The organism is Bacillus sp. FSL K6-2819 (assembly GCF_038008305.1).
Classification (GTDB): Bacteria; Bacillota; Bacilli; order Bacillales; family Bacillaceae; genus Bacillus; species Bacillus amyloliquefaciens.
Genome location: NZ_JBBOYV010000001.1, coordinates 1,141,309 through 1,168,218 on the forward strand (window position 1 = coordinate 1,141,309; position 26,910 = coordinate 1,168,218).

A 26,910-nucleotide genomic window follows, 5' to 3' on the forward strand; every position below is an offset into this window, starting at 1 on the left:
AAAGGGGGAGATCAGTATGAGAACTATTTTATGCGCCATTGCGGCGGGACTGTTTTTCAGTGCAGGCGCTTATCCTGCACAAGCCGCTGTGAAAGAGGAACAGCCGCTTGTGAAAGTGGCGCTGACTGAAAAAGAACTGCCAAAAGCAAATGACAGGTTCGCTTATCCGTCAGGTCTGCATTTTACACATCCTGATAAGGTTCGGGGCATTTACGTTACAGGGCATTCAGCGGGAGGCAGCAAATTTCAGGAGCTGACAGACTTTGTGGACAAAACGGAGCTCAATTCAATGGTGATCGATGTGAAGGATGACCACGGAAATCTTACCTTTAAGCCGGACGGTCATTCTGAGTATGCCAAAATCGCCAAGCCGTACATCAAAGACCCAAAAAAGATGATGAAAAAACTGGAGGAAAAAAAGATCTACCCGATTGCGCGTATTGTCGTATTTAAAGACAGCGAACTCGCGAACGAAAAGCCGGAATGGTCCTTTAAAGAAAAAAACGGAAGTGTCTGGAAAAACGGCCGCGGAGAATCGTTCGTCAATCCGTTTATGAAAGAAGTATGGGATTACAATGTAAAGATTGCAAAACAAGCCGCGAAGATGGGGTTTCAAGAAATTCAGTTTGACTATGTCCGTTTTCCTGAAGGCTTTGAAAAACGTGATGACGAACTGACATACGGACACGGCGATTACGGAAAAACAGCGGACAGCAATGTGCAGAAACGCGTGCACGCCGTCACTGATTTTGTCGGTTATGCGAAAAGAAAACTCAAACCGTACGGTGCGGATGTGTCGGCTGATATTTTCGGTTATTCTGCGACGCTGCCGGAAGCACCGGGGATCGGCCAGAATTTCAGCAAGATTTCAGTACGGGTCGATGTCATCTCATCCATGATTTACCCGAGCCATTGGACAAGCTATTTCGGAATTGATAAACCGGACCTTGAGCCTTACAAAGTCGTCAAAGAATACGCGAAGGTGGAAAATAAAAAACTGTCCAAACTGAAACATCCGCCGGTGTCACGTCCGTGGCTTCAGGACTTCACGGCTTCTTATCTCGGCAGCGGAAATTACCAAGAATACGGGAAAAGCCAGGTGGAAGACCAGATAAAAGCGCTGCATGATGAAGGGATTGACGAATTTTTATTGTGGGACGCGGCAAACCGTTATACAAAAAATGTGGATTACACACCATTTTAAAAAAATTGAAACCATGTCAAAGGATCACACGTCTTAATAGATGTAAGATTGTTTAAACAATCGGAAATGGGGTATATCTAAAAGTGTGAAGACAACGAACCCATAAGGAGCAAATGAATGAACTGGTACGAGAAGCTGAGTGAATATTTTCCGATTGAAGAAATGAAATCAAAAGCGCATATGGAAGCTCTGTTGAAGGAGCAAAGCGATGTTTATCATAAAGAAGAGGGCCAGTACCACGTGCTGATGTATGCGGAATTTGACTCTTTTATCTTTATTGATTACCTGTTTGTGTCAAAGAAATCCAGAGGTCAAGGTCTCGGAAGCAAGCTGATCGGCAGGCTGAAAAAGAAAAACAAGCCGATTCTTCTTGAGGTGGAGCCTGTTGACGAGGATGACACGGATACACAGAAGCGTTTGCGTTTTTATCAAAGAGAGCATTTCAAGCACGCGCAGTCAATCGGGTATCGGCGCCGGTCATTGGCTACGAATGAAGTGAACAAAATGGAGATTCTGTACTGGTCACCTAAGACAGAGTCAGAAGAAGAAATGTTTGAAGCGATGAAACAGACATATGAAACCATTCACACTTATAAAGATGAAAAATGGTACGGAGAATCATACGAAAAAACGGATGAAGTTCTCAAAGTCATTGATGAGAACAAACGAAAAAACATTTTCGATCAGCTGAGCTAATTGAGAATGAAAAAATTCCGCAAAACGTAAATTTGCCGGATTGACACATTTTTTTCTCAGGAGACTGTTCATACTTACTTTTTTATAGTATAATACCTATAAAGATTCCTTTTTTAAAGTCATTTCAATTTGAGAATACAAACATGTTCATCCTACTAATTAGAGGAGTGAAGATTAATGGTTACATTATACACATCACCTAGCTGTACGTCATGCAGAAAAGCAAGAGCTTGGCTTGAAGAGCACGAGATTCCGTTTGAAGAAAGAAACATCTTCTCCGAGCCGTTATCAATTGATGAGATCAAGCAGATTCTGCGTATGACTGAAGACGGTACGGATGAAATTATCTCTACCCGTTCTAAAGTATTCCAGAAACTGAACGTAAACGTTGAATCAATGCCTCTTCAAGACTTGTACACTTTGATCAATGAGCATCCGGGACTGCTCCGCCGTCCGATCATCATTGATGAAAAACGTCTGCAAGTCGGCTATAACGAAGACGAAATCAGACGATTCCTGCCAAGAAAAGTGCGTTCTTTCCAATTAAGAGAAGCACAGCGTCTTGCCAACTGATATAAGCTTACGATAAGCATGGAAAAAGCCCAAAACCATCGCGTTTTGGGCTTTTTGTTATTTTTCAGTCTGTTGATAAATCATACTGGCGAGTATGACAAAAACGACGGTCAAAATCGGCAGCATCATCTGTATTGCGCTGTGTTCTGCCATGAAAAATGACAGTTTGCTGTCTCCGGCAATCATTTCACCGCCGGTAAACGCGAGAAGGCCGCTCCCGGCATACATCAATAAAGGCATTTTGTCCATAGCGGCATGAACGAGCTTGCTGCCCCAGATGATGATCGGCACCGAGATGAAGAGCCCGATCACAACAAGTGTAAGCTCACCGTGAGAAGCGCCGGCTACAGCAATGACATTGTCAAGCGACATAAAGATATCAGCCAGAACGATTGTGCGGATGGCTTTCCAAAGGGAAGAACTGCTTTTCACATGCTGCGCATCTTTCTTCTCGATCAGAAGCTGATAGCCGAGATACAATAAAAACACTCCGCCTGCGCATTGTAAAAAAGGAACATTCAATAAATAGACCGCGGCGCTCGTCAGAACGATTCTTAAGACGACTGCGATAAACGTTCCGAAGATGATCGCTTGCTGTCTTTGCTTATGCGCCAGATTCCGGCTGGCCATCGCGATGACGACGGCATTGTCACCGCCGAGAATGAGGTCAATTCCGATAATGAGCAGAAGGGACAGCAGGTAATCGTGCGGCATAATAACACCTCGCTTATAGATCGGTTGCTTGTACAGCTAATATATGAGGCGGTGCGCTATTTATGATGAGAACCGGGAGAAAGCCTGTTTTTCGGTGTGAAAATGCTTTTTTATTTCTTTTATAACTGTTTTATCATAAAATAGAAATATAAAGAATTTGCGCTGTCTTCTATAAGGTTAAGATGTGGACGGAATGGGTAAAGTGTAGTAAAGTACTATTCATCGGGAGCTTAGATGTCCCTTCAACATCTTATAAAGAAGGGAAGGTTGGCAAAATGGAAATAGAAAGAATTAATGAGCATACAGTAAAATTTTATATGTCTTATGGTGATATTGAAGATCGCGGTTTTGACAGAGAAGAAATCTGGTACAATCGCGAGCGCAGTGAAGAACTGTTCTGGGAAGTCATGGATGAAGTGCATGATGAAGAGGAATTCGCTGTCGAGGGTCCTCTTTGGATTCAGGTTCAGGCATTGGACAAAGGACTGGAAATAATCGTAACAAAAGCCCAGCTTTCCAAGGACGGACAAAAACTCGAACTGCCGATCCCGGAAGATAAAAAACAAGAGCCGGCAGATGAAAATCTCGATGCTCTACTTGATGATTTCCAGAAAGAAGAGCAGGCCGAGAATCGGGAGGATAAGGAGCAAAAGCTTCAGTTCACTTTGCGGTTCGACGATTTTGAGGATCTCATCTCGCTATCAAAATTGAATCTTAACGGAATTAAAACGACCCTGTATTCGTTTGAAGACCGATATTATTTATATGCAGATTTTTATGAGCAAACTGATGAAGAGGTTGAAAATCAGCTAAGCATCCTGTTGGAGTACGCGCAAGAATCATCAGTCAGCATTCACCGTCTTGAAGAATACGGAAAATTGGTGATCGCTGATCATGCGTTATATACGATAAAAAAACACTTTGCATCATAACAAACCGATTTCTCTCAGCAGAAATCGGTTTTTTTTTGTTCTGAATGACTTTATGAACGGCTGAAAATTGCATAACGGCTCTCATCCGCAAAAAGGAGTATGCCTTCTTTCTGCTGAATACATCAAGATTCAGGAAAGGAGAAGATGCAGCATGTTCAGTGCTTTGACTGCCGAGGGACAGCTCATTCAGCTGGCCGGAAGCTATTCAAAAGAAAAAGCGGCGGAGCTGAGAAAGAAACGCTGGTTCTGCCCCGTTTGTGAAAGTGAGCTTGATATTAAATTGGGACGGGAAAAACTGCCGCACTTCGCTCATAAAAAAAGCAGGCTGTGCCCGGGAGAATCCGAACCCGAAAGCGAATATCATCTGGAAGGAAAAAGACAGCTTTTTCTCTGGCTTAAGACACAAGGTTGCGCCGTCAGCCTAGAGCCGTATCTGCCTTCCGCCCGACAGCGGCCTGATCTGACGGCGGAAAGCGGCACAGAGCGGCTGGCTTTTGAATTTCAATGTGCAAACCTTTCGGCAGATTCTTTAAAGAGCCGGACGGCCGGCTTGAAAAACGCCGGGTATCGGCCTGTCTGGATCATCGGAGCAAAACGCTTAAAACGGCTGGCTGCGCATTTTTTCCGGCTTTCTGCTTATCACTGGCAATTATTTGAAGTTAACTCATTTTCCTCCTTGATGTTTTACTGCCCCGATGTCCGCTCCTTTTATAAGCTTCATTCCATCACCCCGTTTTACACCGGCTATTCTTATGCCGGCTTAACCATGATCCCTCTTCATAAAGCAAACCTGAAAGACATTTCTCTCCCGGAGGGCCGGCACAGCGTCAACCTTTCCTCTTGGGGACGCGCCGTAGCAGGCTTCCGCAAAAAAAGCGGCCGGTTTTTATCTGAAGATGCAGGTCTTATCCGGCAACTTTTTTACGAACGGCATCAGATTGCCTTTCCTTTTCTGCCTTCTGAAGTGTTTATCCCCGTTTCAGCGGGCTTTGTGTTTGCAAGTCCCGTTTTTGTGTGGCAGGGCCATTTATACTTGCGGCTTGCGGAGCTTTGTGAAAAAGGCGCACCGATCCGGTTATCCGGCATGGTTCATTATTTGCGGCAAAAAATCCGGCGGCAGGAGATCAGGATGCGGTATGATTCACATGAAGATCTCATCAGAATGGCGATAAAACAATATGCTGATTTCTTATGTTTGCAGGATTTTTTAAGGGAAACTGAGAATGAAGTATATATGCCTTCAACCCAACACAAGCGCCCTCAAACGGCCGAAGAGCTGCACCGCCGGGACCTGCTCTTTTTTAGGGAATGAGAATGCTCCGTTTCGTTCACCCTAACGTCAAGGTGGTGGCTGAATGTGAAGGGCGTACAAGCATTTTGTTTTCGGTTTTTCATTGTATTATTGGTATGCTCGGTCTTATACGCCGCATATGATTTGACAAAAGGCAGTGAAAAGCCGGAAGATAATCACAACACAAGCTTTTGGAGAAACAATCATTTTTTCAATTGGCTTGAAATAAAGAAAACGAGGGGGATCACCATGACTGAGGAAAATAAAGCAGCACAGCTGCCTGACAGAAGTGAAGTAAAGGCAGAGCATACATGGAGACTAGAGGATATTTTTCCTAGTGATGAGGCCTGGAATAAAGAATTTCAAGCAGTTAAAGAATTAATTCCGAATTTATCTTCCTTTAAAGGCACGCTTGCTCATTCAGCCGATAATTTATACGCGGCGCTTACCGCACAGGATGAAGTGACGAGCCGTCTGGGAAAACTTTATGCATACGCGCATATGCGCTCAGATCAGGATACGGGAAATTCTTTCTACCAAGGACTGAACGACAAAGCCGCAAGTCTGTATTCTCAGGCCGCCAGTGCGACTGCTTACATTGAACCGGAAATTCTGGCGATTCAGGAGGACAAGCTGCATCAGTTTATTCTGGAAAAAGAAGAGCTTAAGGTTTACTCCCATGCCATTGAAGAAATTACAAAACAGCGTCCGCACGTGCTGAGCGAAAAAGAAGAGGCCCTGCTTGCGGAAGCGTCAGAAGCGCTGTCTTCGCCTTCCAATACATTCAGTGTTTTAAACAACGCCGATATTACGTTTCCGTCGATAAAAGATGAAAACGGCAAGGAAACTCAAATCACACACGGCAACTTTATTAATTTTCTGGAAAGCAGCGATCGGGAAGTCCGTAAAAACGCCTTTAAAGCCGTATATAAAACATACGGACAGTATAAAAACACGATGGCGACTACACTCAGTGGCACTGTGAAAAAAGATAATTTCTACGCCCGGGTGAAAAAATACAAATCAGCACGGGAAGCGGCTTTATCCAATAACAACATCCCTGAAGAAGTTTATGATAACCTTATCAAAACGATCAATAAACATCTTCCGTTATTACACCGTTACATTGATCTGCGGAAAAAGGTGCTCGGCCTTGATGAAGTCCACAATTATGACCTGTACACACCGCTTGTAAAAGATTCGGGAATGAAGGTCACATATGAGGAAGCAAAAGATTATATGCTCAAAGGGCTTGCTCCGTTAGGCGATGAATACGCGTCTATTTTAAAAGAAGGACTTGAAAACCGCTGGGTCGATGTATACGAAAACAAAGGAAAACGCAGCGGTGCTTATTCGTCCGGTACATACGGCACGAATCCGTACATCTTAATGAACTGGCACGACACTGTCAATAATCTGTTTACGCTCGTTCACGAGTTCGGCCATTCCGTGCACAGCTACTATACGAGAAAATATCAGCCGTATCCGTACGGAAACTACAGCATTTTTGTCGCTGAAGTCGCTTCTACGACCAATGAAGCGCTGCTCGGTGAATATATGCTGAACAGCTTAAAAGATGAAAAACAGCGTCTGTATCTTCTCAACCACATGCTTGAAGGTTTCAGAGGCACAGTCTTCAGACAGACGATGTTCGCTGAATTTGAGCATCTGATTCATACGAAAGCGCAAGAAGGCGAGCCGTTAACGCCTGAACTGCTGAACAAGCTTTATTATGATCTGAATAAAAAGTATTTCGGAGACAACATGGTAATTGATGAAGAAATCAGCCTGGAATGGTCAAGAATTCCGCATTTCTATTACAATTATTATGTGTATCAATATGCGACAGGCTACAGTGCGGCTCAAGCGCTGAGCAGCCAGATCTTAAAAGAAGGCAAGCCTGCGGTTGAGCGTTATACCAACTTCTTAAAAGCCGGAAGCTCAGAATATCCGATCGACATCCTGAAAAAAGCGGGAGTCGATATGACTTCGCCTGAACCGATCGAAGCTGCCTGCAAAATGTTTGAAGAGAAACTGAATGAAATGGAAGAACTCCTTTCGAAAGTGAATCCTTCCTAATACAAAAAAGCCTGTGCATTAGATGCGCAGGCTTTTTAAAATCCTTTAAACGTTTTTCGGTGATTCAGCCGGTACAGGGCAAACAATATGGATAGAAACAGCAGGGGAGATGTAATGTAAATCGGCAGCATATGCATCATAGCCAGCAGATTTAAAAAGAAGAAAAACACAATCATTCCGATGATCAATACGGTGCGGAGCATTTATGTCCCTCCTTGTTTTCATTGATATATTCTATGAAAACAAGCAGTCAGTTATGTTTTGTGACAAAAATATGAACATTAAGCTTATGGCTTGTCAAAACTCGACAAGATTTGATATGATAAGGATGTGAAATTGATCACAAACAAACATTACCCCTTTGTTTGACCGTGAAAAATTTCTCCCATCCCCTTTGTTGTCGTTAAGACATATGAAACCGCGCTTATCCCGGCGCGGTTTCTTTATTTGCACAAAAAAAGCCGGCTCCGTAAGGAATCAGCTTTTTTTAATGATCATAGCAGGTGACATCTTCCTTGGTGCCGGCCAGGGATTTCCAAAACAGACCGTGCTTTGCTTCCACTCTGGCGACCTTTTTGGCGAATGCCAGTTTTTTCATTTCTTTTTCAACTTCTTCAAGACTTAAATCATAAACAAGTGCAATTTCTTTCGATGCGACAAACCGGAAATATTCAATGAAACATTCCAAAGGCGGCGTTTCAGAAGGCTTCGGTTCATCGCCGAGCATTTCGAATAAGATTTCTTCGTATACGTCATAAGAATAGTTGCCTGGCACCTTCAGCCCTTCATCATCATGCAGGCTGTTAAAGAACGTCAATGTCGGATTGACGGTGACGTCCATTTCCGCCGCGATTTTCATATCGCACTGAAGCGCTTTGACTGCGCTTTGTGAATGGAGGTCGCGTTTGAATTCTTCGACATCCAATTTCGTCTTTTTGGCAATCTCTAAAAGAACGTCTTCATCCGTAATATTCTGCTTTGAGACAAACAGGCTTTCCTGCATGTTGCGAAGAAACACGATGCCGGCCTTTCTTCCTTGCAGTTCGGCCGCTTTTAACGCGAGTGCGGCAAGGTAAGGCGATGACAAAGGCTGTTCCTGCTCAAGCCAAAGGCTTCCGTCACAAGGCATCCCGGAACGGTTCGAAATTTTTTCCCAAGCTTCGGCAAGAAGGTGTTTTTTCCGTTTTTGCTTATTCAGCGACGTGATACTCGCGGAGACAATGATCCGCAGCGTAAAAAAACGTCCGTATCTGATTTTTAGTTTTTTTATGGCGGGTTCCAGCGACCAGCATTCAGGACATAAAGGGTCAACAAACATGTAAATTTCCAGCGGTTTTTTTGGATGTCCGTGGCAATGGGCGAAGTATTGCTCATGCTGATAATTCGTCAATATGATCGATCCTCCGCTTCCGACTGGTTTACCATATGTCTGGCCGTTAATTCCAGACGCCCGTACAGAAATTCACGAATATCGCCCTCTAGCCCGACATGATCCATCGCACTGCTCATACAGCTTAACCACGCATCAGCCCTCTCGGCCGTAATCGGAAAGGGAAGATGCCTTGCCCTGAGCATGGGATGTCCGTGCTCTTCTGTGTAAAGGGGAGGCCCGCCTAAATACTGGGTTAAAAATTGCTTTTGTTTTCTGGCCGTTTCAGTCAAATCACTTGGGAATATTGGTTTCAGCAAGGGATGAGACGAGACACGCTCATAAAAAGTATCAACAAGTTGCGATAGAAGTTCCTCTCCAATCGCTTCATATGGTGCGTTAAACGATTGTCCCATGTTGACTACTCCTTTATATGGCTAATAGGAACCATCATTCCTATTGCGAAATTATCTTTCAGTTTTACTATCTTCAGTTACTGTATATTTTAGCAATAACATTTTATTTCTACAAACAAAGTGCCTTTCTGTCAGGCGCTTGTATTTCATATCATATCACATCGCCTTCATTCATGTGTAAGATTTCACTCCGCAAAAAAACCAGAGAAGGAAGCCTCTCTGGTTTACGCGTAATACTGCCGGGTTATGTTTTTGACATATTGCTGTGTTTCCTTAAACGGCGGAACGCCTCCGTACCGATCTACGTTGCCGGGGCCCGCGTTGTAGGCGGCTAACGCCAAGGACACATTCCCGTCGTATTTCGTGAGCATCTGCTTTAAGTACTTCGTGCCGCCGTCAGCGTTCTGGACGGGATCAAGCGGGTTTGACACCCCGAGTGATTCAGCCGTGGAAGGCATAAGCTGCATCAACCCCATTGCCCCCGCGCCGCTGACCGCTTTCGGATTAAAGCCCGATTCCTGTTTAATAACGGCGCGGATCAGCTTTTCGTCCACTCCATATTTCTCGGCCGCTTTTTGAATGGCGCTGTCTATTGAAAAGTTTCCGGTGCTGATGTCAGAAGCCGCATTCGCAGGCTTAATGCTTTGAGAAGCGGTCTGTGATGCGTCCGCTGAACTGGCTGTAACCGGAATTCTCGGTGAATATGAAGTGTGAGCGGTCCGCACCCCGTTTAAAATTCCCGCTTCCGGCTGCTGCCGGACGGCTGTGTCCGTATACTGGCTGAGCAGCGCGCTGAAATCTGAAAGCGGGCTTTGTGAAGATTGTCCGCTTGAAGCCGTGCCTGTATTAGAGATTGATTGCAGCGCCATTGATTGAAGCTGGAGAATGGCCGCCCAATTCGTTATATTCACTCTGTCATTCCACCTTTTTTTGTTTCTGTTCATAAAAACGCTGGATTTTATTTTTAGTGGTCCGCTCCGGGATGCTGAATTGCTTGAGCAATTGTTCAAACGCCCGTTTTCCTTCGTCCCAGTCAGCGGCCTCGAATTCCAATTCAAAGTCTTCTTTCTCTAAATATCGGCTGTGATCTAAAATGATTAAGCCTTTTTCTGATTCTTTTTCCGCGCGTTCAGTTGACAGCGTTCCGAACCAGCAAATGTGTTCTGAATTGATACCGAGACCTTCCAGCTGCCGTTTGACAGGGCCTTCCGGAATCTTAAAGCCGTCAAGGTCAGGTGACGTAAGCTCTTGGTGCGTTTCCAGCAGACCGACCGCGGCAGGCTCTTTTAATGTCAGGACGAACGCGCCGTTTTTTTCACGGATGCGGAGGGCTGATTTTTTTTGTTTCAGAGAAAAATCTTTTGTGTCGAAATAATGATTGATCTGCTGCTTAAAATCATGTTTTTTCATGCCGAGTGCTTCACTTAGTTTCTGAAATTCTGATTTTGTCAGCAGATTTTTGAACTCAATTTCTATTTCTTGGGTCATGACAGTCTTCCTTTCAGGACGAAAAATTGTATAATTCCCATTATCTCTTTAGAGGTTACGTTTATCAATATCGACCTTGATATGATAAAATAAATGCTGTACTTTGTTAAAAAAGGAGAACATTATGCAAAAGAGAATTGAAATCCAAAATGCATCATTAACAGAAGACGCGCTCCGACTGAAGTGCGGAGAAGACTTAAGCGGAGCGGAACGCAAAGCCTCAGGTCAAATGCTTGTTGATTCCGATCACTTTGCTTTTGTATACATACTTGAAACAGCTGACTCTTTTGAATATGTCATTATAAAAGACCATGTATGGCCGGATCTGAAAGAGGCCCTTGACCAAAGAAAACCGGCGGTGCTTGAGGCCGGCGGCAAAACGGTTGAACTTTCAGGGCTGCATGAAGAACTCGATTATCTTATTGAAAATATTAAAGATAATGCAAACTACGGAGATATGGAAGAAAAAGTGAAAAGCGTATTTCTTTAGAACAGGTTCGGAATTGGGGGATGTACGATGGATGACAAACAATGGGAGCAATTTCTAGCGCCATACCGCCAGGCTGTTGAAGAATTAAAGGTGAAGCTGAAAGGTGTCAGAACCCTTTATGAGTATGAAGATGATCACTCACCGATTGAATTTGTGACAGGCCGCGTAAAGCCGGTGGCGAGCATACTTGAAAAAGCGAGACGGAAAAGCATACCGCTTCATCAGATTGAAACGATGCAGGATATCGCGGGGCTTCGTATTATGTGCCAATTTGTAGATGATATCCAGATCGTCAAAAATATGCTGTTTGCCAGAAAAGATTTTACCGTTGTCGACCAGCGGGATTACATAGCAGAGCATAAAGAAAGCGGATATCGGTCTTACCACCTTGTCGTTTTATATCCTTTACAGACAGCGTCCGGAGAAAAGCACCTTCTTGTAGAAATACAGATTCGGACGCTTGCCATGAACTTTTGGGCAACCATTGAGCATTCACTGAATTACAAATACAGCGGGAACATTCCCGAAAAAGTAAAGCTGAGGCTGCAGCGGGCCTCAGAAGCCGCATCCCGGCTCGATGAAGAAATGTCAGAAATCCGCGGAGAGATCCAGGAAGCCCAAGCCGCGTTTTCACGAAAGAAAAAAGCGGGCGGCCACCAGTAGGAAAGGAGGGGAATGGCATGAAATTTGCCGTTTCTTCAAAAGGAGACGAGGTTTCAGATACACTGAAAAGCAAAATACAGGCGTATTTACTCGATTTTGACATGACCTTGGATGAAAAAGAGCCGGAAATCGTTATTTCCGTCGGCGGTGACGGAACGCTTCTTTACGCGTTCCACAGGTACAGCGACCGTCTCGATAAAACTGCTTTTGTCGGGGTTCACACGGGGCATTTGGGTTTTTATGCCGATTGGGTTCCGCAGGAGATAGAGAAGCTTGTTCTGGCCATCGCCAAAACGCCGTATCACACCGTGGAGTATCCCCTTCTTGAGGTGATTGTCACTTATCATGATGAAGAACGTGAGGAGCGGTATCTGGCTTTGAACGAATGTACGATCAAAAGCATAGAAGGCAGTCTCGTCGCTGACGTTGAAATTAAAGGCCAGCTGTTTGAAACGTTCAGGGGAGACGGTTTATGTCTGTCCACGCCTTCCGGAAGCACGGCTTATAATAAAGCGTTAGGCGGCGCGATCATCCACCCTTCCATCAGAGCGATTCAGCTTGCGGAAATGGCATCCATCAATAACAGAGTGTTCAGGACTGTCGGTTCGCCGCTTTTGCTTCCCGATCATCATAACTGTGTCATCAAGCCGAGAAACGAAGTCGACTTCCAAGTCACGATAGATCATTTAACCTTGCTGCATAAGGATGTCAAGTCTATTCTGTGCCGGGTGGCAAAAGAAAAAGTCAGATTTGCAAGATTCCGCCCGTTTCCGTTTTGGAAAAGAGTGCAGGACTCCTTTATCGGAAAAGGCGAATAGAAAGAGGAAACGGATTGAAAAACTTTTTTATCCAAAAGAACATTTCTGCCCCGGAAGCCGGGATGACGGTAAAAGAATATACGGCGCAGCTCGGCATTTCAAAGCGGCTTCTCGCTGATATTAAATTCGGCGGCGGAGACCTTCTTGTAAACGGAGAGCACGTAACCGTCCGCACCGTGTTAGCGGCCGGAGATGTGCTTAAGATTGAATTCCCAAAGGAGCATGTGAGTGAAACGCTTTTGCCTGAGCCGGTTCCGCTTGATATCCTTTATGAAGATGACCATGTGCTTGTGGTCAATAAACAGCCGTATGTTTCCTCAATTCCATCAAGAGAGCACCCGTCCGAAAGCATCGCGAACGGAGTGATCAGCCACTATCGTAAAAACGGCGTGCAGTCAACAGTTCATCTTGTCACCCGTCTTGACAGGGATACATCGGGAGCGATGCTGATCGCCAAGCATCGGCTTGCCCATTCCCTTTTGTCGGCAGCGCAGAAGAAGGGCCTTGTTAACAGGCGGTATCTCGCTGTCGTACACGGCGTCATTCTGCAGAAAGAAGGAACGGTGGACGCGCCCATCGGAAGAAAGCCCGACAGTATTATTGAGCGGATGGTAACGCCGGAGGGACAAAAAGCAGTGACGCATTTTCAAGCGGAAAAAGCGGGACATGCGTCCACGCTTGCAGCGTTACGTCTGGAGACGGGGCGGACGCATCAAATCCGGGTGCACATGAGTTATCTCGGCCATCCGTTAGTCGGCGATACACTGTACGGCGGAAAAAACGAGGGAATTGCACGGCAGGCTCTTCACAGTGAGCTGCTTTCATTTGTACACCCCATGACCGGAGAAACGCTCGTTTTTCATGCCCCCGTTCCTGACGATATGAAAACATTGATTGAACACATATAAAGCCCGAACCGTTAACCGGTCTCGGGCTTTTTTTCATGTCTGCGTGCCGTCATCCTCGCGAAATCGTGATGCATCATACGGCATTGAGCTTGTTACAGAAACGGTTTCGTGCTCCGGAAAACGAAAGCCTGTCAGCTTATTGCCGAAGACACAGACTGTATCAATATTGATCGTACGGTTGACGATCCGGGGGCGTTTTACCGGGGTATGGCCGTAAACCACCCATGCTTTGCCTTCATAAGCGGCAGCCCAGTCTCTTCTGACGGGCCTGCCGTCGGGATAGGTTTCTCCCGTGATATCACCGTACAGAACAAACTCCTTCACCTTACGCGTGTATTTACCGATATCGTCAGCTTTTATGCCAGCGTGGGCGACAACGAGCTCGCCGTTATGTAAAATGTCGTAAAGCGGCGCTGACTCATATAATCGGATAAACTGTCTGGATATTTCCGTTCTGTCAGCGGGAGACAGCTCTTTCAGTTCCGCTGCCGTTGTTTCCAGTCCGTGCATCACTTTTACGGGGTTTCCTTTTAAGTAGCGATACAGTTTGTTGCAATGATTTCCCGGGACATAACGTACGGCTCCTTTTTCATATGCTTTTGTCACAAAACGCATCACCTCAACGGATTTAGGGCCTCTGTCGGTTAAGTCCCCCGCAAAGACAAGCGTTCTGCCTTCAGGATGGACGGGCGTTCCGTCTTTCACTTCATATCCGAGCTTTTGCATTAGAGCGATCATTTCATCATAACATCCGTGTATATCGCTGATGATGTCATAAGCCATTTGTGTCAGCCTCCTTTGAACGGTTTTTTATTTATTATGGGGTTAATTCCTATACCTAATTACGCCGTTTTGGCACAAATTAAAAAAAGAATTAAAGAAATAAAGCCTTATCACTTTTTTTTCGCGGTCAGCCTTGTTAGAATATGCGTTATGTTTTTAAAAAAGTAAGGTTTTGTCCGCATTAAGCGGGCTTTTATAACCCTTGTTTTAAGGAGGTATTTACTAATGGAACACACATCAGTCGCATCTTTAGTCGTCGTTCTGATCGTCGCTTTTTTGACTCCGCTCCTTCTGCATCGGTTTAAGCTCAGCATTCCGGTTGTCGTCGCGGAAATCATCATGGGGCTTATTATCGGAAAAAGCGGCCTGAATCTCGTCGTTCAGGGAGACACATGGCTGGAGACGCTGTCTGTCCTCGGCTTTATCTTTTTAATGTTTTTAAGCGGTTTGGAAATTGATTTTTCGTCATTTGAGAAAGGGAAGAAAAAACAATTCCTTCCGAACGGCAAGGAAGCGCCCAACACGTTTTCTGCCGCACTGATTATATTTTTCGGCATCTTTATTTTATCATTGCTGCTGTCCTACGGCTTTGTCTTAGCCGGTTTTATTCAAAACGCATTTTTAATGACGCTTATTATTTCGACGATATCACTCGGAGTGGTGGTTCCGACCTTAAAAGAAGAAAGGATCATGAACTCCAATATCGGCCAGATCATTTTGCTTGTCGCCGTTATTGCGGACTTGGCGACGATGATTCTGCTCGCTTTCTTCTCTTCTCTTTACGGAGAAGACAGCGGAAATATGTGGCTTCTTTTGATTCTCTTTGCCGCGGGAGTCGTGCTGTATTTCTTCGGCAGGATCTTTAAACACCGCTCATTTGTGCAGTCGATGTCTAAAGGCACCGTCCAGATCGGCACGAGAGCCATTTTCACACTGATTATCGTGCTTGTCGCTTTGTCAGAATCTCTCGGGGCGGAAAATATTCTCGGCGCGTTTTTAGCAGGCGTTTTGGTATCGCTTCTGTCTCCGAATAAAGAGATGGTGGAGCAGCTGGATTCATTCGGATACGGGTTTTTAATTCCGATCTTTTTCGTCATGGTCGGGGTGAAACTGGACATTTGGACGCTCTTCCAAGATCCGAAAATATTGACGATGATTCCGCTGCTTCTGGTTGCGCTGTTTATCAGCAAAATGCTCCCGGTGCTTTATTTAAAGAAATGGTATGACAAAAGAACCGTGTTTGCTTCGGGGTTTTTGCTGACATCTACGCTTTCGCTTGTCATCGCGGCGGCTACGATCGGAGAAAGGCTCCACATTATCAGCGCCAATATGTCCGGCGCGCTGACGTTGGTTGCGGTTATTGCCAGCATTATCACACCGATCGGATTTAAAAAATTATACAAACGGCAAAGTGCGCCGCAGGAGAAAAAGCGCATTACATTTATCGGCGCAAACCAAATGACGCTCCCGGTGACGCTGGAATTGCCTGATGAGGAATATGAAGTTCGGGTCGTTCATGTGGATCAGGAAAATGCCGGAGAAAAGCTTGCGGAATCCGTTTTTTCGGTTGAGACCATTTCTGATTACGAGCCCGGCACGCTTGAGTCCCATGATATTTTCAAAACGGATATCCTTGTAGTGGCGACGGGCAATGAAGACGTGAACGCTGAAATCGCCTTAATTGCGAAAGAGAAAGGGACTGAGCGTATCATTGCAAGCGTCGGCTCGGTTGAACATGAAACAAAACTGAAGGAAGAGGGCATCAGTATTTTTTCTATCCTTCTGTCTACAAAAACGCTGCTGCGCGCGTTAATCGAGGCGCCCGGCGTGATGAGCCTCCTGACAAACGAAGAGTCTTCGCTTTATCAGATCAATCTGGAAAACACGGCGTATAACGGCATCATTCTCCGGGAATTTCCGCTGATGGGCGATGTGATTTTCGTCCGGATTTTCAGAGGTGTGGACAGCATCGTTCCGCACGGAGACACGCGGCTGAAAACAGGAGACCGTCTCATCGTTACAGGCTCGCGCAACTACGTGTCGGAACTGAGAAACATTCTTGAAGCTTGACCAAATTGCAATTCGTGATAAGATAGAAGGCATAACAAGTAAATAATCAATCGTATGACCACTAGGGGTGTCCTTCATAAGGGCTGAGATAAAAGTGAGACTTTTAGACCCTCATAACTTGAACAGGTTCAGACCTGCGTAGGGAAGTGGAGCGGTATTTTTTTGGGTTCCTTTTATCCATATAAATTCCAAACCACTTTTCCGATGCGGGAAAGTGTTTTTTTTATTTTATCAGGGGGGAAGATATAATGACATTTTCTGAAGAATGCAGACTGGCGGCAGCCGAATGGTGGGACGGAAGTTTTGTTCATCCGTTTGTAACGGGAATCGGTGACGGAAGCCTGCCGATCGACCGTTTCAGCTATTACGTGCTGCAGGATTCCTACTACTTGACGCATTTTGCAAAAGTTCAGGCGTTCGGAGCCGCATATGCCAAAGACTTGTTTACGACGGGCAGGATGGCGGGCCACGCTCAGGGTACATATGAAGCAGAAATGGCGCTGCACCGCGAGTTTACGGAGCTTTTAGGAATTACAGAAGAAGAACGTGCGGCCTTTAAACCGGCACCGACGGCTTATTCTTACACGTCTCATATGTACAGATCGGTAATGAGCGGCCAATTTGGAGAAATTTTAGCTGCGCTTCTGCCTTGCTATTGGCTTTATTATGAAGTCGGCGAACACTTAAAGGAATGCAAACCGGAACATCCGATTTATGAAAAATGGATCGGCACATACGGCGGAGACTGGTTCAGACAGCAAGTCGAAGAACAGATCAGCCGTTTTAACGAGATTGCTGAAAGCAGCACAGAGGAAATCCGCGCGAAAATGAAAGAGAATTTTGTGATTTCAAGCTATTATGAATATCAATTTTGGGGAATGGCTTATCAAAAAGAAGGCTGGTCCGGAAAGGGCGGAAAAGAGGTGGAGTCCTTTGGAGCTGCACGCGGTAACCGATAATCGCAAGCCCGTTGCCGAGCTGGCGGAGGATATTCTTTCGATTCAGCATGAAGTGAGCTTTATCCATATCCGTGAGCGGGACAAAACAGCGGGAGAGATCATGCAGCTTTTGGCACTTTTGAAAAAAGGCGGCGCCGATAAGGACAAATTGGTTATTAATGACCGGGCGGATGTCGCGCTTTTTGCCAATATACACCGTGTTCAGCTTCCGGCCCGCAGCTTTTCCGTCAAACAGGTGCGAAACAGATTTCCCCATCTTCATATCGGGCGTTCGGTTCATTCGCTGAAAGAAGCGGTCCAAGCTGAAAAAGAAGATGCGGATTATGTGGTGTTCGGCCATGTATTTGAAACCGAATGTAAACAAGGACTTGAAGCAAGAGGCATCAGCCTGCTCTCAGATATTAAAAGCACGCTTTCTATCCCCGTAATCGCAATCGGCGGAGTGACACTGCAGACAATCGGAAAGGCAAAGCAGGCGAAACCGGACGGAATTGCCGTCATGTCAGGCATTTTCTCAGCTGAAAATCCTGAGGAAGCGGCAAAACGGTATGCACGCGCAATAAGGGAGGCCGATTATGAAGAAGCACTATGAAACGGCGGTTATCGGCGGCGGAATTATCGGGTGCGCCATTTCTTATGAACTGGCGAAGACTCAAAAGAACGTTGTCTTGTTTGAAGACGGTGCGATCGGCCGAAAAACGACAAGCGCTGCTGCGGGAATGCTGGGTGCTCATGCGGAATGTGAAAACCGGGATGCGTTTTTTGATTTCGCCATGTACAGCCAAAGACTGTATGAAGCGGCAGGGCGCGAGCTGGAGGAGGCTTGCGGCATTGACATCAGGCGCCATAACGGCGGAATGCTTAAACTGGCGTATACCGAAGAAGACATTATCCGTTTACGAAAGATGGATGATTTACCTTCCGTCACTTGGCTTTCAGCGGAAGAAGCCCTTGAAAAAGAGCCGTACGCTTCAAAGGACATTCTCGGCGCAAGTTTTATAAAAGACGATGTCCATGTCGAGCCGTATTATGTCTGCAAAGCGTATGCAAAAGGGGCGCGGCGCTATGGCGCTGATATATATGAGCATACACATGTGACCGCCGTTAAACGGGTGAACGGAGCATTCTGTATCACAACATCCGGCGGGGATGTTTATGCTGACCAAGTCGCAGTTGCAAGCGGTGTATGGAGCGGCCGGTTTTTCAGCCAGCTCGGCTTGGGACAGCCTTTTTTCCCTGTGAAAGGAGAATGCCTTTCTGTGTGGAATGACCATATCCCGCTTACCAAAACCCTTTACCATGGTCAAAGTTATGTCGTCCCGAGAAAAAGCGGCCGGCTTGTCATCGGTGCCACAATGAAACAGGGCGACTGGAGCGATACGCCTGACATCGGCGGGATCGAAGCCGTCATCTCAAAAGCGAAAACCATGCTGCCCGCCATCGAACATATGAAAATAGACCGGTTTTGGGCGGGGCTCAGGCCGGGTACAAGAGACGGAAAGCCGTTTATCGGGCGGCATCCTGAAGACAGCGGCATCATATTCGCCGCCGGCCATTTTAGAAACGGCATCTTATTGGCCCCGGCAACGGCTGAAATGGTGCGGGATATGATCCTGGGGAAACAGGTGAAACATGAATGGGAAGAAGCGTTTCGAATTGATCGCAAGGAGGCGGTTCACATATGATCCTTCAGCTGAACGGAAAACAAATTGATTGGGATCGAAAAGAGGGAACGGTTCAGGATTTGCTCGAATCGTATCAGCTTGATCACAGAATCGTAGTTGTAGAGAGAAATAAAGAAATCATTGAAAAAAAGAATTATGAAAATACAAGTTTGTGTGACCGGGATGTCATAGAAATTGTTCATTTTGTAGGAGGCGGATGAGGATGTTAACAATAGGAGGAAAGCAGTTTCAGTCAAGATTGCTGTTAGGAACAGGTAAATATCCGAGTTTTGAGATTCAGAAAGAAGCGGTGGCGGTTTCGGAATCAGATATTTTAACCTTTGCGGTGCGGCGGATGAACATCTTTGAAGAGTCTCAGCCAAACTTTCTCGAACAGCTTGATTTATCTAAGTACACGCTTCTGCCGAATACAGCCGGCGCCGCAACGGCTGAAGAGGCAGTCAGAATTGCAAGGCTTGCCAAAGCTTCCGGACTTTGTGACATGATAAAAGTAGAAGTTATCGGATGCAGCCGGTCACTTTTGCCTGATCCGGTTGAGACATTGAAAGCATCAGAACAGCTGCTCGAAGAGGGATTTATCGTTCTGCCGTATACGTCAGATGATGTCGTGCTCGCAAGGCGTCTTGAGGAGCTCGGAGTTCATGCCATTATGCCGGGCGCTTCACCGATCGGTTCAGGCCAGGGGATTTTAAATCCGCTGAATCTTTCCTTCATCATTGAACAGGCGAAGGTGCCGGTCATTGTCGATGCCGGCGTCGGGTCTTCCAAAGACGCGGCCTACGCGATGGAGCTCGGGGCTGACGGCGTGTTATTAAATACTGCTGTGTCAGGCGCTGATGATCCGGTCAAAATGGCCCGGGCAATGAAGCTTGCCGTAGAAGCGGGCCGCCTTTCTTATGAAGCCGGCAGAATACCGGTGAAAGATTACGGAACTGCAAGCAGTCCGCGTGACGGTCTTCCGGTATGACGGACAGATATTCCAGACAGGAGCTGTTTCAGCCGATCGGTCCCTCAGGCCAGCAGAAGCTCCGTTCGTCTCATGCCATGATTATCGGTGCGGGTGCGCTCGGCACGGCAAGTGCGGAGATGCTTGTCAGAGCAGGAGTCGGGAAGGTAACGATCGCCGACAGAGATTATGTGGAGTGGAGTAATCTCCAGCGCCAGCAGCTTTATACCGAAGACGATGTCAGACAGGAAATGCCGAAAGCCGCGGCAGCAGAAAAGCGGCTGCGATCTATAAACAGTGATGTAGAGGTAGAAGGTTTTGTCATGGATGTCACTGCGGAAAACGCACCCGGATTGATTTGTGACGCATCCCTTATCGTGGATGCCACTGACAACTTTGAAACAAGGATGATTGTGAATGACGCGGCTGTACAGAAAGGAATTCCCTTTCTGTACGGCGCCTGTGTCGGAAGCTACGGACTTTCATTCACCGTCATACCCGGTGTCACGCCGTGTCTTCACTGTCTGCTTGAGACATTGCCTTTAGGCGGAATGACATGCGATACGGCGGGAATTATCAGCCCGGCTGTCCTGCAGACGGCCGTTTTTCAGGCTGCAGACGCGCTGAAGCTGTTAACGGGCGAACCTGTTGAGCATGTTCTCCGTTCGTTTGATTTATGGAAAAATGAACGGTCAGAAATAAACGTCGCCCAGCTTAAGTCGGCTGATTGTCCAAGCTGCGGCACAAATGATTTTCCGTTTTTATCTTATGAAAATCAGACGAAAGCGGCGGTTCTGTGCGGCCGGAACACGGTACAGATCAGAACGGGGATATCCGAACAGTTTGATCTGCAAAGGCTTGCGGAACAGCTCAGGCGGGCGGGGCTTGACGTGTCAGCCAACCCGTATTTAATTTCGTTCCGCGCAGACAATGTCAAGATGGTTTTGTTTCGTGACGGAAGAGCATTAATTCACGGTACAAGTGATATCAGCAGAGCGAAATCCTTTTATCATAAATGGATCGGATAATGTGAAAGGAGAGAAAAACAGCATGAGCATATGCAAAGCATTGACGATTGCCGGGTCAGATTCAGGAGGCGGCGCCGGTATTCAGGCCGATCTCAAAACCTTTCAGGAGCTCGGTGTCTTCGGAATGTCAGCCATTACAGCGGTAACCGCCCAGAACACATTGGGCGTTCACGGCATCTATCCGCTCACCAGGGAAGCGCTGGGCAGCCAGATCGACGCGGTGGCGGAAGATTTACGGCCTGACGCGATAAAAACGGGGATGCTGTGGAGCGCAGAGATGATTGCGGAAATAGCGGAAAAAATAGATCAGTACGGGCTGGATCATCTCATCACCGACCCCGTCATGATTGCCAAAGGAGGCGCTTCCCTGCTGCGGGTGGAATCACAGGCCGCGTTAAAAGAGCTGCTGATTCCGCGCAGCTATGCGGTTACGCCGAATGTTCCGGAAGCTGAGGCATTGACGGGGATGGAAATCCGCACGTTTGAGGACCGGAAAAAAGCGGCTGAATGCCTTTGCAGGCTTGGCGCAAAAAACGTCATCATAAAAGGCGGACATCAGCCGGAACAGGGGAAAATCGTTGATTTATTATTTGACGGTTCGTCTTTTACCCAAATCAGTCACGCCTATATTGACACCAAACATACTCACGGAACAGGCTGCACGTTTGCGGCTGCGCTGACGGCGGAAACCGCAAAGGGAGAACAGATTCAAACCGCGTTTGAGATAGCCGCCAATTTTGTGCGTGAAGCGGTGGAACATACGCTCGGCATCGGAGCGGGACACGGCCCGACCAATCATTTTGCCTTTAAAAGAAACAGTCTGCAGACGAGATAAAAAGAGACCGCTTCGACACCCAGCGGTCTTTTTCCCATGCTTTCAATCTGGACAAGGTTATGATATGATAAAAATTAAGATCAGGTACTAAAACTATGTCTTTAAGACGATTACAGGAGGCTTTATACATATGAATTTTTCACTTGAAGGCCGCAACATCGTTGTGATGGGCGTCGCCAATAAACGCAGTATCGCCTGGGGAATCGCCCGCTCGCTGCATGAAGCCGGAGCGCGCCTCATTTTCACATACGCAGGAGAACGCTTGGAAAAATCAGTTCATGACCTTGCGGCTACATTAGAAAGAAATGATTCTCTCATCCTTCCGTGTGATGTGACAAATGACGCTGAGATCGAAACTTGCTTTGCGAGCATTAAAGAGCAGGTCGGCGTGATTCACGGCATCGCGCACTGCATCGCGTTTGCAAACAAAGAAGAGCTTGTCGGTGAATATTTAAATACGAACCGTGAAGGATTCCTGCTTGCGCATAACATCAGTTCTTACTCTCTGACAGCGGTCGCAAAAGCGGCGCGTCCGATCATGACTGAAGGCGGAAGCATCGTTACACTCACTTACCTCGGCGGAGAGCGCGTCGTTTCAAACTATAACGTAATGGGTGTGGCAAAAGCGTCTCTTGATGCGAGCGTCAGATATTTAGCCGCTGACTTAGGAAAAGAAAACATCCGCGTCAACAGTATTTCAGCAGGCCCGATCCGCACGCTGTCTGCAAAAGGAATCAGTGATTTCAACTCTATCCTGAAAGAAATCGAAGAGCGCGCACCGCTGCGCCGCACGACAACGCCTGAAGAAGTGGGCGACACGGCTGCATTCTTGTTCAGTGACCTCTCAAGAGGCATCACGGGCGAAAATCTTCACGTTGATTCCGGTTTCCATATTACCGCACGTTAATTGACAAGCAGTCCCTTTCAGGGATTGCTTTTTTCTTTCTTCTGATTTTAATCATTCTGTCATATAGATAAAACATGACAGAATCGGAGGGATGAAGATGTCAAAACAAAACAGAAGCGCGGACAAAAAACCGCTCATGTATATTGTTCAGCCGGATTATACAGACACGCAATCATCAATGCAGGACATATTAATCAAAAAAAGGAAAGCACATCAGCCGCCGGAAGAAGAGCCGGCGTTTGGAAAGCAGGAGGAAGAATGTAAGACTCAGCCCGACGGAGCCGCGTCTGCCAAACCGGAAAATCAGACGCCTGTACAGCACAGCCGCGCGGAGGAAGCCTCTCAAGAAGTTCCGGCGCAAGTGCAGGAAGCTGCTGATGAACCTGACACCGCTGAAAAAGAGCCTGAAGCGGTTCACAATGACGCCCCGGAGGAGAAAGTTCCGCCGAAGCGCGTGAAAAAGCCGATGAGCAGAATGTCCATTGTTGAAAAAATTGATTTCTTAACGAAGCTGCCGCATAATATGCCGCGGGCGCTTTGTCTGATAGAAGCCAACGGGAAAACTTACAGAGGCGTGATCGTCGGCAGAAAAAATGATGCCATCTATTTGAGGACGACGAGCAACGGTGCGCCTGCGGAGCTTGCCATTAGCGATATCACCTCGCTGCATCCGCTCGGTTTTTAACCATACAAAAAGCTGCCTGAATTCTTTAATCCGGCAGCTTATTTTTATGCTTTTCGATTAAGAATGTGTGCGGTTCAGCAGTCTCGGGTTCAGGCAATTGATGGCGCAGAAGCTGTGAAGATCGACTTCAATGCAATAGTGTGTTTTTTCTAAACGGAATACATCGCAGACAGAATCTTTATCTGTAAAATCAAGAATGTGCTTATGCTCGTCAAAAGCAATAAGCAGGCTTAATGTGGCACATCCGTCACAGACTCTTTCAACCCTGAAAAAAACGGTATTAAAGCACGGGCCGTTATCCAGCTCGCCGACATTTCCGAACGCGACAAACGGCGCTGATTTAGAAGTGAAAAGCACAAATGGCACTGTATCGCCTAATGAATAACCCGGCGATAAAAGGTTGGAATAGCATCCGGCCGGACATTCTTCCTCAACCGCATTTTGCAGGTCTTCAATATTTTCTACTGCTTCACGCACACAGTATGTTGTATTCTTGCTCATAATATCCCTCCTGACTTCACGTTTTAAATGGTACCGGATTAAACGATATCGGAGAGTCAGCCGCCCGGACGTCCGGGCGGGCTGATGATTGCATCTGTAATAGAAGGTTGGAAGGGGATTCTCCTTTAGAAAAGATGCGAATCAATGACTATCCGTGGTGCTTTTTCTCTTTGTGCGGCGCAGGCCGGTCGACAAGCTCCGGTGAAAGGCATTGAATGGCGCTGAAGCAGCTTAGATCAACTTCAATGCAAAAATCTGTTTTTTCTAAACCGAAGAAATCCGGATCACAAGGATGGCAGACGCTGAGGGTGTCGCCGTGCACATCTACGGGGCGCAGTATTGAAAGCGTCGCGCAGCAATCGCAAACTCTTTCTGCCCGGAAGAAAATAGACTCGAAGCACTGGCTGTCATCCGCAAATCCTCCGACGTTTCCGAATGTGGAGAACAAACCGCCTTTTTTATCAAACAGGAGAAACGGGATGGTATCTTTACCGGTAACCGTCGGGCTTAACAGATTGGAATAGCATCCAGTCGGGCATTGTTCTTCAACAGCCTCTTGCTCTGCTAAAATCTTCTCGACTGCATCGCATACACAATTTTCATCTCGGCCATGGTGTTTTCCGCAGCTCATGGATTTCAGCTCCTTCTTTTAGGGTATTTGACTTTTGTCTTTAACAACATATGTACGCGTGCTTCACTTGGTGTGGGTGAACGTCTATATATTCATCATATGCGGAGAAAATAAGAAAAAGCAGAGCGTTTTTAGCTCTGCTTTTCTTTTTAGAGGACGAGGGTGATGACTAAGACAGCAATCAGTAAATTTGTCGCTGTTGAGATCAGCACTGCGATATCGGCATCTACTGTTGTCACGTTTACGCCGCGGGAGTTTTCGATGAGCAGTTTTTGACGATTGATTTGTTTGTTAGCTGTTAGCTGCAATAAGTCTTGCGCGACCAATTCAGCGATGACTCCGTCAGCGATTGAAGTGAGAGTGGCCGTTACGACTGCTGCATTAATTGCTGTCATGACTGAAGCGACTGCTTGAACGTCTGTTGACGTCACGTTAATATCACAAGAGTCTCTGATAATAATCGCTTCTTCAGAAACTTGTTTGTTGATATTCGCCTGAGCCAGGTCTTGGTCAAGGAAGGCATTATCTTCGCCGAATCCGTTTCCGTTACAGCAAACATTACATCTTCTGCCTTCTTTTTCTTCTTTTTCTTCTCGCGGATGTTCGCATTCAGGATCAAGTGCAACCCAAGAGTATGGTCTGCTTTCCATATCTATTCCTCCTTTTCTTTTACTATTATTAAATGAGCCGGCCCCTTACTTTGACTCAGGCATATATCCTGATAAAAATCACTATTTTTTAGTTATTGACCGGGATTTTGGCGTCTTTGCCGGAGCTGTTCGATTAATTGTTCTCTGCGGGTTTGCGGATTTGTCTGCTGTTCTTGCGCTTTTTCCTGCTCTTTTTTCTGTTTCTGGCTTTCAAGAAAAGCTTCTGATTTCGCCTGCATGTCTTTGACTAATGCGATCAGCATTTCTTTTTCTTCATCAGGTATTTCCCGCATTTTATCCTTTGTCACGCCGTGTTTTTTGAAGACATTGCTGACAAGCACTTTTAAAAGCGGATCCACTTCTGGTAGATTTTCGAGTTCTTTTTTTAATTTTTCGTTATCTGCCATTTGTTCTCACCTCTATTTAAATATTTGAAAAGAAAGGTTAAAGGATGTCTAGTTCAGCAAAAAGTATGTTTAATAATTGAAATAAAATTTGTACAAAGGCCATAATATCGTCTGCTGTCAGTGTGATTTTAATATTGCGGCTGTTCAGGACTTGAATGACGGTCCTTTTTTTTATCTGGCAATCATCCAGGATCAGCAGTTCGGTTACCATTTGGTCGGCTGTGTCTTCATCTGCGATCACGAGCTGTGTCGCGAGGATAATCGCCGTAGTAACTGAGGCTTGTATAGAAAGAGCGGCCGTTATATGTGTTGTATCTATTGTGACATTTTCGCAATCAATCACTTCGATCGTCTGCTCGAATTCGTTGGATAATTGTTCGTATATTTGCGGTTGCAGTGTTTCGACTTTTTCTTCAAACGACATAACCTTCACTCCTTTCTCATTCATACTTTATATAATGCAAATGAAACGCTGAGCGGAATAAGAAAAACAACTAAACCGCACCTATTTTTTTACCGGACAAGGTGCGATTCATGAAGATCAGGGTTTTCGCATATGTATAAAGAGGTCATGTTTTAAAAAGGAGTGAACAGGTGGTTATCAATTGGCTTTCATTTATTCTGTTATCGTTTGCCGTTTTTCGGCTGGCAAGGCTTTTCGTATTTGACACCATTATGGCGCCGCTCCGGAGCCTTTTTCATGAGGAAAAAACAGAAACCGCACCCGACGGTACGACAGAAACCTACATTGTCATAAAAGGGAAAGGCATCAGGGCATTTATCGGTGAACTTCTCAGCTGCTACTGGTGTACGGGCGTATGGTGCGCCGCCTTTTTAATTGCGGCGCAGATTGTGATGCCGCAGGCTGCGCAATGGCTGATTTTACTTTTAGCCATAGCCGGCGCGGCAGGGATCATTGAAGCTGCGGTGTCACGTCTTCTTCAGGAATAAGGCGGTTCCATCAGCAACTTGCCGTCACTTTCTGCATAAAATGGCATATATGACATAAGGAAAGGAAGGATCACCATGAATCAATCAAGCAAACCTTCCCAAAACTCTCCATACAAATCAACTGAGTATCAGCCTTACGGAAAAAAAATTAAAAAGAAAGGCTGCGGCTGCGGCCAAAAGAAAAAACCGAAATAGCCGTTTTCTAAAAGAAACCGGAGATTCCGGTTTTTT

The 26,910-nt window shown here is 46.1% G+C and carries 33 protein-coding genes and 1 riboswitch; of the genes, 21 read left to right on the top strand and 12 right to left on the bottom strand.

What is annotated here, in order from left to right; translation table 11 throughout:
• Positions 1–16 precede the first annotated feature (16 nt).
• The 3 genes from MHH91_RS05935 to spx all read left to right on the top strand — a co-directional run bounded on the left by MHH91_RS05935 (position 17) and on the right by spx (position 2,473).
• Positions 17–1,204, top strand: coding sequence for a putative glycoside hydrolase (locus MHH91_RS05935; RefSeq protein ID WP_013351829.1), 1,188 nt, complete (start codon positions 17–19; stop codon positions 1,202–1,204).
• 117 nt (positions 1,205–1,321) lie between these two features.
• Positions 1,322–1,900 (top strand): GNAT family N-acetyltransferase, encoded by a 579-nt coding sequence (locus tag MHH91_RS05940; RefSeq protein ID WP_013351830.1) that lies wholly within the window; start codon positions 1,322–1,324, stop codon positions 1,898–1,900.
• A gap of 177 nt (positions 1,901–2,077) precedes the next feature.
• Positions 2,078–2,473, top strand: coding sequence for a transcriptional regulator Spx (gene spx, locus MHH91_RS05945; protein WP_003327578.1), 396 nt, complete (start codon positions 2,078–2,080; stop codon positions 2,471–2,473).
• A gap of 57 nt (positions 2,474–2,530) precedes the next feature.
• On the opposite strand, the gene MHH91_RS05950 is transcribed toward spx, so the two are convergent.
• Entirely contained in the window at positions 2,531–3,187 is a 657-nt protein-coding gene (locus MHH91_RS05950; protein ID WP_013351831.1) for a TerC family protein, read from the bottom strand.
• A gap of 275 nt (positions 3,188–3,462) precedes the next feature.
• Between MHH91_RS05950 and mecA the strand changes: the two genes are divergently transcribed.
• The 3 genes from mecA (at position 3,463) to pepF (ending at position 7,489) form a co-directional block, all read left to right on the top strand.
• On the top strand, positions 3,463–4,119 hold the full coding sequence (gene mecA, locus MHH91_RS05960) for an adaptor protein MecA (protein WP_014470612.1): 657 nt from the start codon (positions 3,463–3,465) through the stop codon (positions 4,117–4,119).
• A gap of 151 nt (positions 4,120–4,270) precedes the next feature.
• On the top strand, positions 4,271–5,431 hold the full coding sequence (locus MHH91_RS05965) for a competence protein CoiA family protein (protein ID WP_013351833.1): 1,161 nt from the start codon (positions 4,271–4,273) through the stop codon (positions 5,429–5,431).
• Between the two features lie 228 nt (positions 5,432–5,659).
• A complete protein-coding gene (gene pepF, locus MHH91_RS05970; protein WP_013351834.1) occupies positions 5,660–7,489 on the top strand; it encodes an oligoendopeptidase F in 1,830 nt (609 codons plus the stop codon).
• 35 nt (positions 7,490–7,524) lie between these two features.
• Here pepF and MHH91_RS05975 read toward each other — a convergent pair whose 3' ends face one another.
• The 5 genes from MHH91_RS05975 to MHH91_RS05995 form a co-directional block, all read right to left on the bottom strand.
• Positions 7,525–7,692 carry a hypothetical protein gene (locus MHH91_RS05975; RefSeq protein ID WP_003155026.1) on the bottom strand — a complete coding sequence of 56 codons (168 nt, stop codon included), beginning with the start codon at positions 7,690–7,692 and terminating at the stop codon, positions 7,525–7,527.
• Positions 7,693–7,976: 284 nt separating this feature from the next.
• Complete coding sequence (gene spxH / locus MHH91_RS05980) at positions 7,977–8,879, bottom strand: protease adaptor protein SpxH (protein WP_013351835.1); 903 nt, start codon at positions 8,877–8,879, stop codon at positions 7,977–7,979.
• Positions 8,876–9,274 (bottom strand): globin domain-containing protein, encoded by a 399-nt coding sequence (locus MHH91_RS05985; RefSeq protein ID WP_013351836.1) that lies wholly within the window; start codon positions 9,272–9,274, stop codon positions 8,876–8,878. Before MHH91_RS05985 ends, spxH begins: the two co-directional genes overlap by 4 nt.
• A 224-nt stretch (positions 9,275–9,498) precedes the next feature.
• Positions 9,499–10,185: a lytic transglycosylase domain-containing protein gene (locus tag MHH91_RS05990; RefSeq protein ID WP_013351837.1), complete on the bottom strand. Its 687-nt coding sequence runs from the start codon at positions 10,183–10,185 to the stop codon at positions 9,499–9,501.
• Between the two features lie 4 nt (positions 10,186–10,189).
• Positions 10,190–10,762, bottom strand: a complete 573-nt coding sequence (locus MHH91_RS05995) for a CYTH domain-containing protein (protein ID WP_013351838.1) — start codon at positions 10,760–10,762, stop codon at positions 10,190–10,192.
• A 124-nt stretch (positions 10,763–10,886) separates the two neighbouring features.
• Here MHH91_RS05995 and MHH91_RS06000 point away from each other — a divergent pair, with 124 nt between their 5' ends.
• The 4 genes from MHH91_RS06000 to MHH91_RS06015 are packed head-to-tail and all read left to right on the top strand — an operon-like array spanning position 10,887 to position 13,641.
• Complete coding sequence (locus tag MHH91_RS06000; RefSeq protein WP_013351839.1) at positions 10,887–11,252, top strand: UPF0738 family protein; 366 nt, start codon at positions 10,887–10,889, stop codon at positions 11,250–11,252.
• A 27-nt stretch (positions 11,253–11,279) separates the two neighbouring features.
• Complete coding sequence (yjbM, locus tag MHH91_RS06005; RefSeq protein ID WP_013351840.1) at positions 11,280–11,915, top strand: GTP diphosphokinase; 636 nt, start codon at positions 11,280–11,282, stop codon at positions 11,913–11,915.
• Between the two features lie 17 nt (positions 11,916–11,932).
• Entirely contained in the window at positions 11,933–12,733 is an 801-nt protein-coding gene (locus tag MHH91_RS06010; RefSeq protein ID WP_013351841.1) for an NAD kinase, read from the top strand.
• Between the two features lie 14 nt (positions 12,734–12,747).
• On the top strand, positions 12,748–13,641 hold the full coding sequence (locus tag MHH91_RS06015; RefSeq protein ID WP_013351842.1) for an RluA family pseudouridine synthase: 894 nt from the start codon (positions 12,748–12,750) through the stop codon (positions 13,639–13,641).
• Between the two features lie 33 nt (positions 13,642–13,674).
• Here MHH91_RS06015 and prpE read toward each other — a convergent pair whose 3' ends face one another.
• Complete coding sequence (gene prpE, locus MHH91_RS06020) at positions 13,675–14,424, bottom strand: bis(5'-nucleosyl)-tetraphosphatase PrpE (protein WP_014471693.1); 750 nt, start codon at positions 14,422–14,424, stop codon at positions 13,675–13,677.
• A gap of 225 nt (positions 14,425–14,649) precedes the next feature.
• Here prpE and MHH91_RS06025 point away from each other — a divergent pair, with 225 nt between their 5' ends.
• From MHH91_RS06025 to MHH91_RS06070, 10 genes are all read left to right on the top strand, one after another.
• Positions 14,650–16,494 carry a monovalent cation:proton antiporter family protein gene (locus MHH91_RS06025; protein ID WP_014470611.1) on the top strand — a complete coding sequence of 615 codons (1,845 nt, stop codon included), beginning with the start codon at positions 14,650–14,652 and terminating at the stop codon, positions 16,492–16,494.
• A gap of 53 nt (positions 16,495–16,547) precedes the next feature.
• Positions 16,548–16,656, top strand: a riboswitch (TPP riboswitch).
• 86 nt (positions 16,657–16,742) lie between these two features.
• Complete coding sequence (tenA, locus tag MHH91_RS06030; protein WP_013351845.1) at positions 16,743–17,453, top strand: thiaminase II; 711 nt, start codon at positions 16,743–16,745, stop codon at positions 17,451–17,453.
• Entirely contained in the window at positions 17,428–18,045 is a 618-nt protein-coding gene (tenI, locus tag MHH91_RS06035) for a thiazole tautomerase TenI (protein WP_014470610.1), read from the top strand. Before tenA ends, tenI begins: the two co-directional genes overlap by 26 nt.
• Positions 18,029–19,138, top strand: a complete 1,110-nt coding sequence (gene thiO, locus MHH91_RS06040; protein WP_013351847.1) for a glycine oxidase ThiO — start codon at positions 18,029–18,031, stop codon at positions 19,136–19,138. Before tenI ends, thiO begins: the two co-directional genes overlap by 17 nt.
• Positions 19,135–19,338, top strand: a complete 204-nt coding sequence (gene thiS / locus MHH91_RS06045; RefSeq protein ID WP_013351848.1) for a sulfur carrier protein ThiS — start codon at positions 19,135–19,137, stop codon at positions 19,336–19,338. Before thiO ends, thiS begins: the two co-directional genes overlap by 4 nt.
• Positions 19,335–20,105, top strand: coding sequence for a thiazole synthase (thiG, locus tag MHH91_RS06050; RefSeq protein ID WP_007610655.1), 771 nt, complete (start codon positions 19,335–19,337; stop codon positions 20,103–20,105). The genes thiS and thiG overlap by 4 nt, the downstream gene beginning before the upstream one ends.
• Positions 20,102–21,112, top strand: a complete 1,011-nt coding sequence (thiF, locus tag MHH91_RS06055) for a thiazole biosynthesis adenylyltransferase ThiF (RefSeq protein ID WP_013351849.1) — start codon at positions 20,102–20,104, stop codon at positions 21,110–21,112. Before thiG ends, thiF begins: the two co-directional genes overlap by 4 nt.
• A gap of 22 nt (positions 21,113–21,134) precedes the next feature.
• The gene (gene thiD / locus MHH91_RS06060) at positions 21,135–21,947 is read left to right on the top strand and encodes a bifunctional hydroxymethylpyrimidine kinase/phosphomethylpyrimidine kinase (protein ID WP_013351850.1); all 813 of its coding nucleotides are present in this window, start codon (positions 21,135–21,137) and stop codon (positions 21,945–21,947) included.
• A gap of 130 nt (positions 21,948–22,077) precedes the next feature.
• Positions 22,078–22,854: an enoyl-ACP reductase FabI gene (fabI, locus tag MHH91_RS06065; protein ID WP_013351851.1), complete on the top strand. Its 777-nt coding sequence runs from the start codon at positions 22,078–22,080 to the stop codon at positions 22,852–22,854.
• 97 nt (positions 22,855–22,951) lie between these two features.
• Complete coding sequence (locus MHH91_RS06070) at positions 22,952–23,539, top strand: CotO family spore coat protein (protein WP_013351852.1); 588 nt, start codon at positions 22,952–22,954, stop codon at positions 23,537–23,539.
• Positions 23,540–23,596: 57 nt separating this feature from the next.
• On the opposite strand, the gene cotZ is transcribed toward MHH91_RS06070, so the two are convergent.
• The 5 genes from cotZ to MHH91_RS06095 all read right to left on the bottom strand — a co-directional run bounded on the left by cotZ (position 23,597) and on the right by MHH91_RS06095 (position 26,152).
• Positions 23,597–24,040: a spore coat protein CotZ gene (cotZ, locus tag MHH91_RS06075; protein ID WP_013351853.1), complete on the bottom strand. Its 444-nt coding sequence runs from the start codon at positions 24,038–24,040 to the stop codon at positions 23,597–23,599.
• Positions 24,041–24,188: 148 nt separating this feature from the next.
• Entirely contained in the window at positions 24,189–24,671 is a 483-nt protein-coding gene (locus MHH91_RS06080) for a CotY/CotZ family spore coat protein (protein ID WP_013351854.1), read from the bottom strand.
• Positions 24,672–24,820: 149 nt separating this feature from the next.
• A complete protein-coding gene (locus MHH91_RS06085) occupies positions 24,821–25,321 on the bottom strand; it encodes a spore coat protein (protein ID WP_013351855.1) in 501 nt (166 codons plus the stop codon).
• A 92-nt stretch (positions 25,322–25,413) separates the two neighbouring features.
• Positions 25,414–25,728: a hypothetical protein gene (locus MHH91_RS06090; RefSeq protein ID WP_013351856.1), complete on the bottom strand. Its 315-nt coding sequence runs from the start codon at positions 25,726–25,728 to the stop codon at positions 25,414–25,416.
• A 37-nt stretch (positions 25,729–25,765) separates the two neighbouring features.
• On the bottom strand, positions 25,766–26,152 hold the full coding sequence (locus MHH91_RS06095) for a spore coat protein (RefSeq protein ID WP_014470608.1): 387 nt from the start codon (positions 26,150–26,152) through the stop codon (positions 25,766–25,768).
• 170 nt (positions 26,153–26,322) lie between these two features.
• Here MHH91_RS06095 and MHH91_RS06100 point away from each other — a divergent pair, with 170 nt between their 5' ends.
• A complete protein-coding gene (locus MHH91_RS06100; protein ID WP_013351858.1) occupies positions 26,323–26,679 on the top strand; it encodes a DUF1360 domain-containing protein in 357 nt (118 codons plus the stop codon).
• The last annotated feature ends 231 nt before the right edge of the window (positions 26,680–26,910 follow it).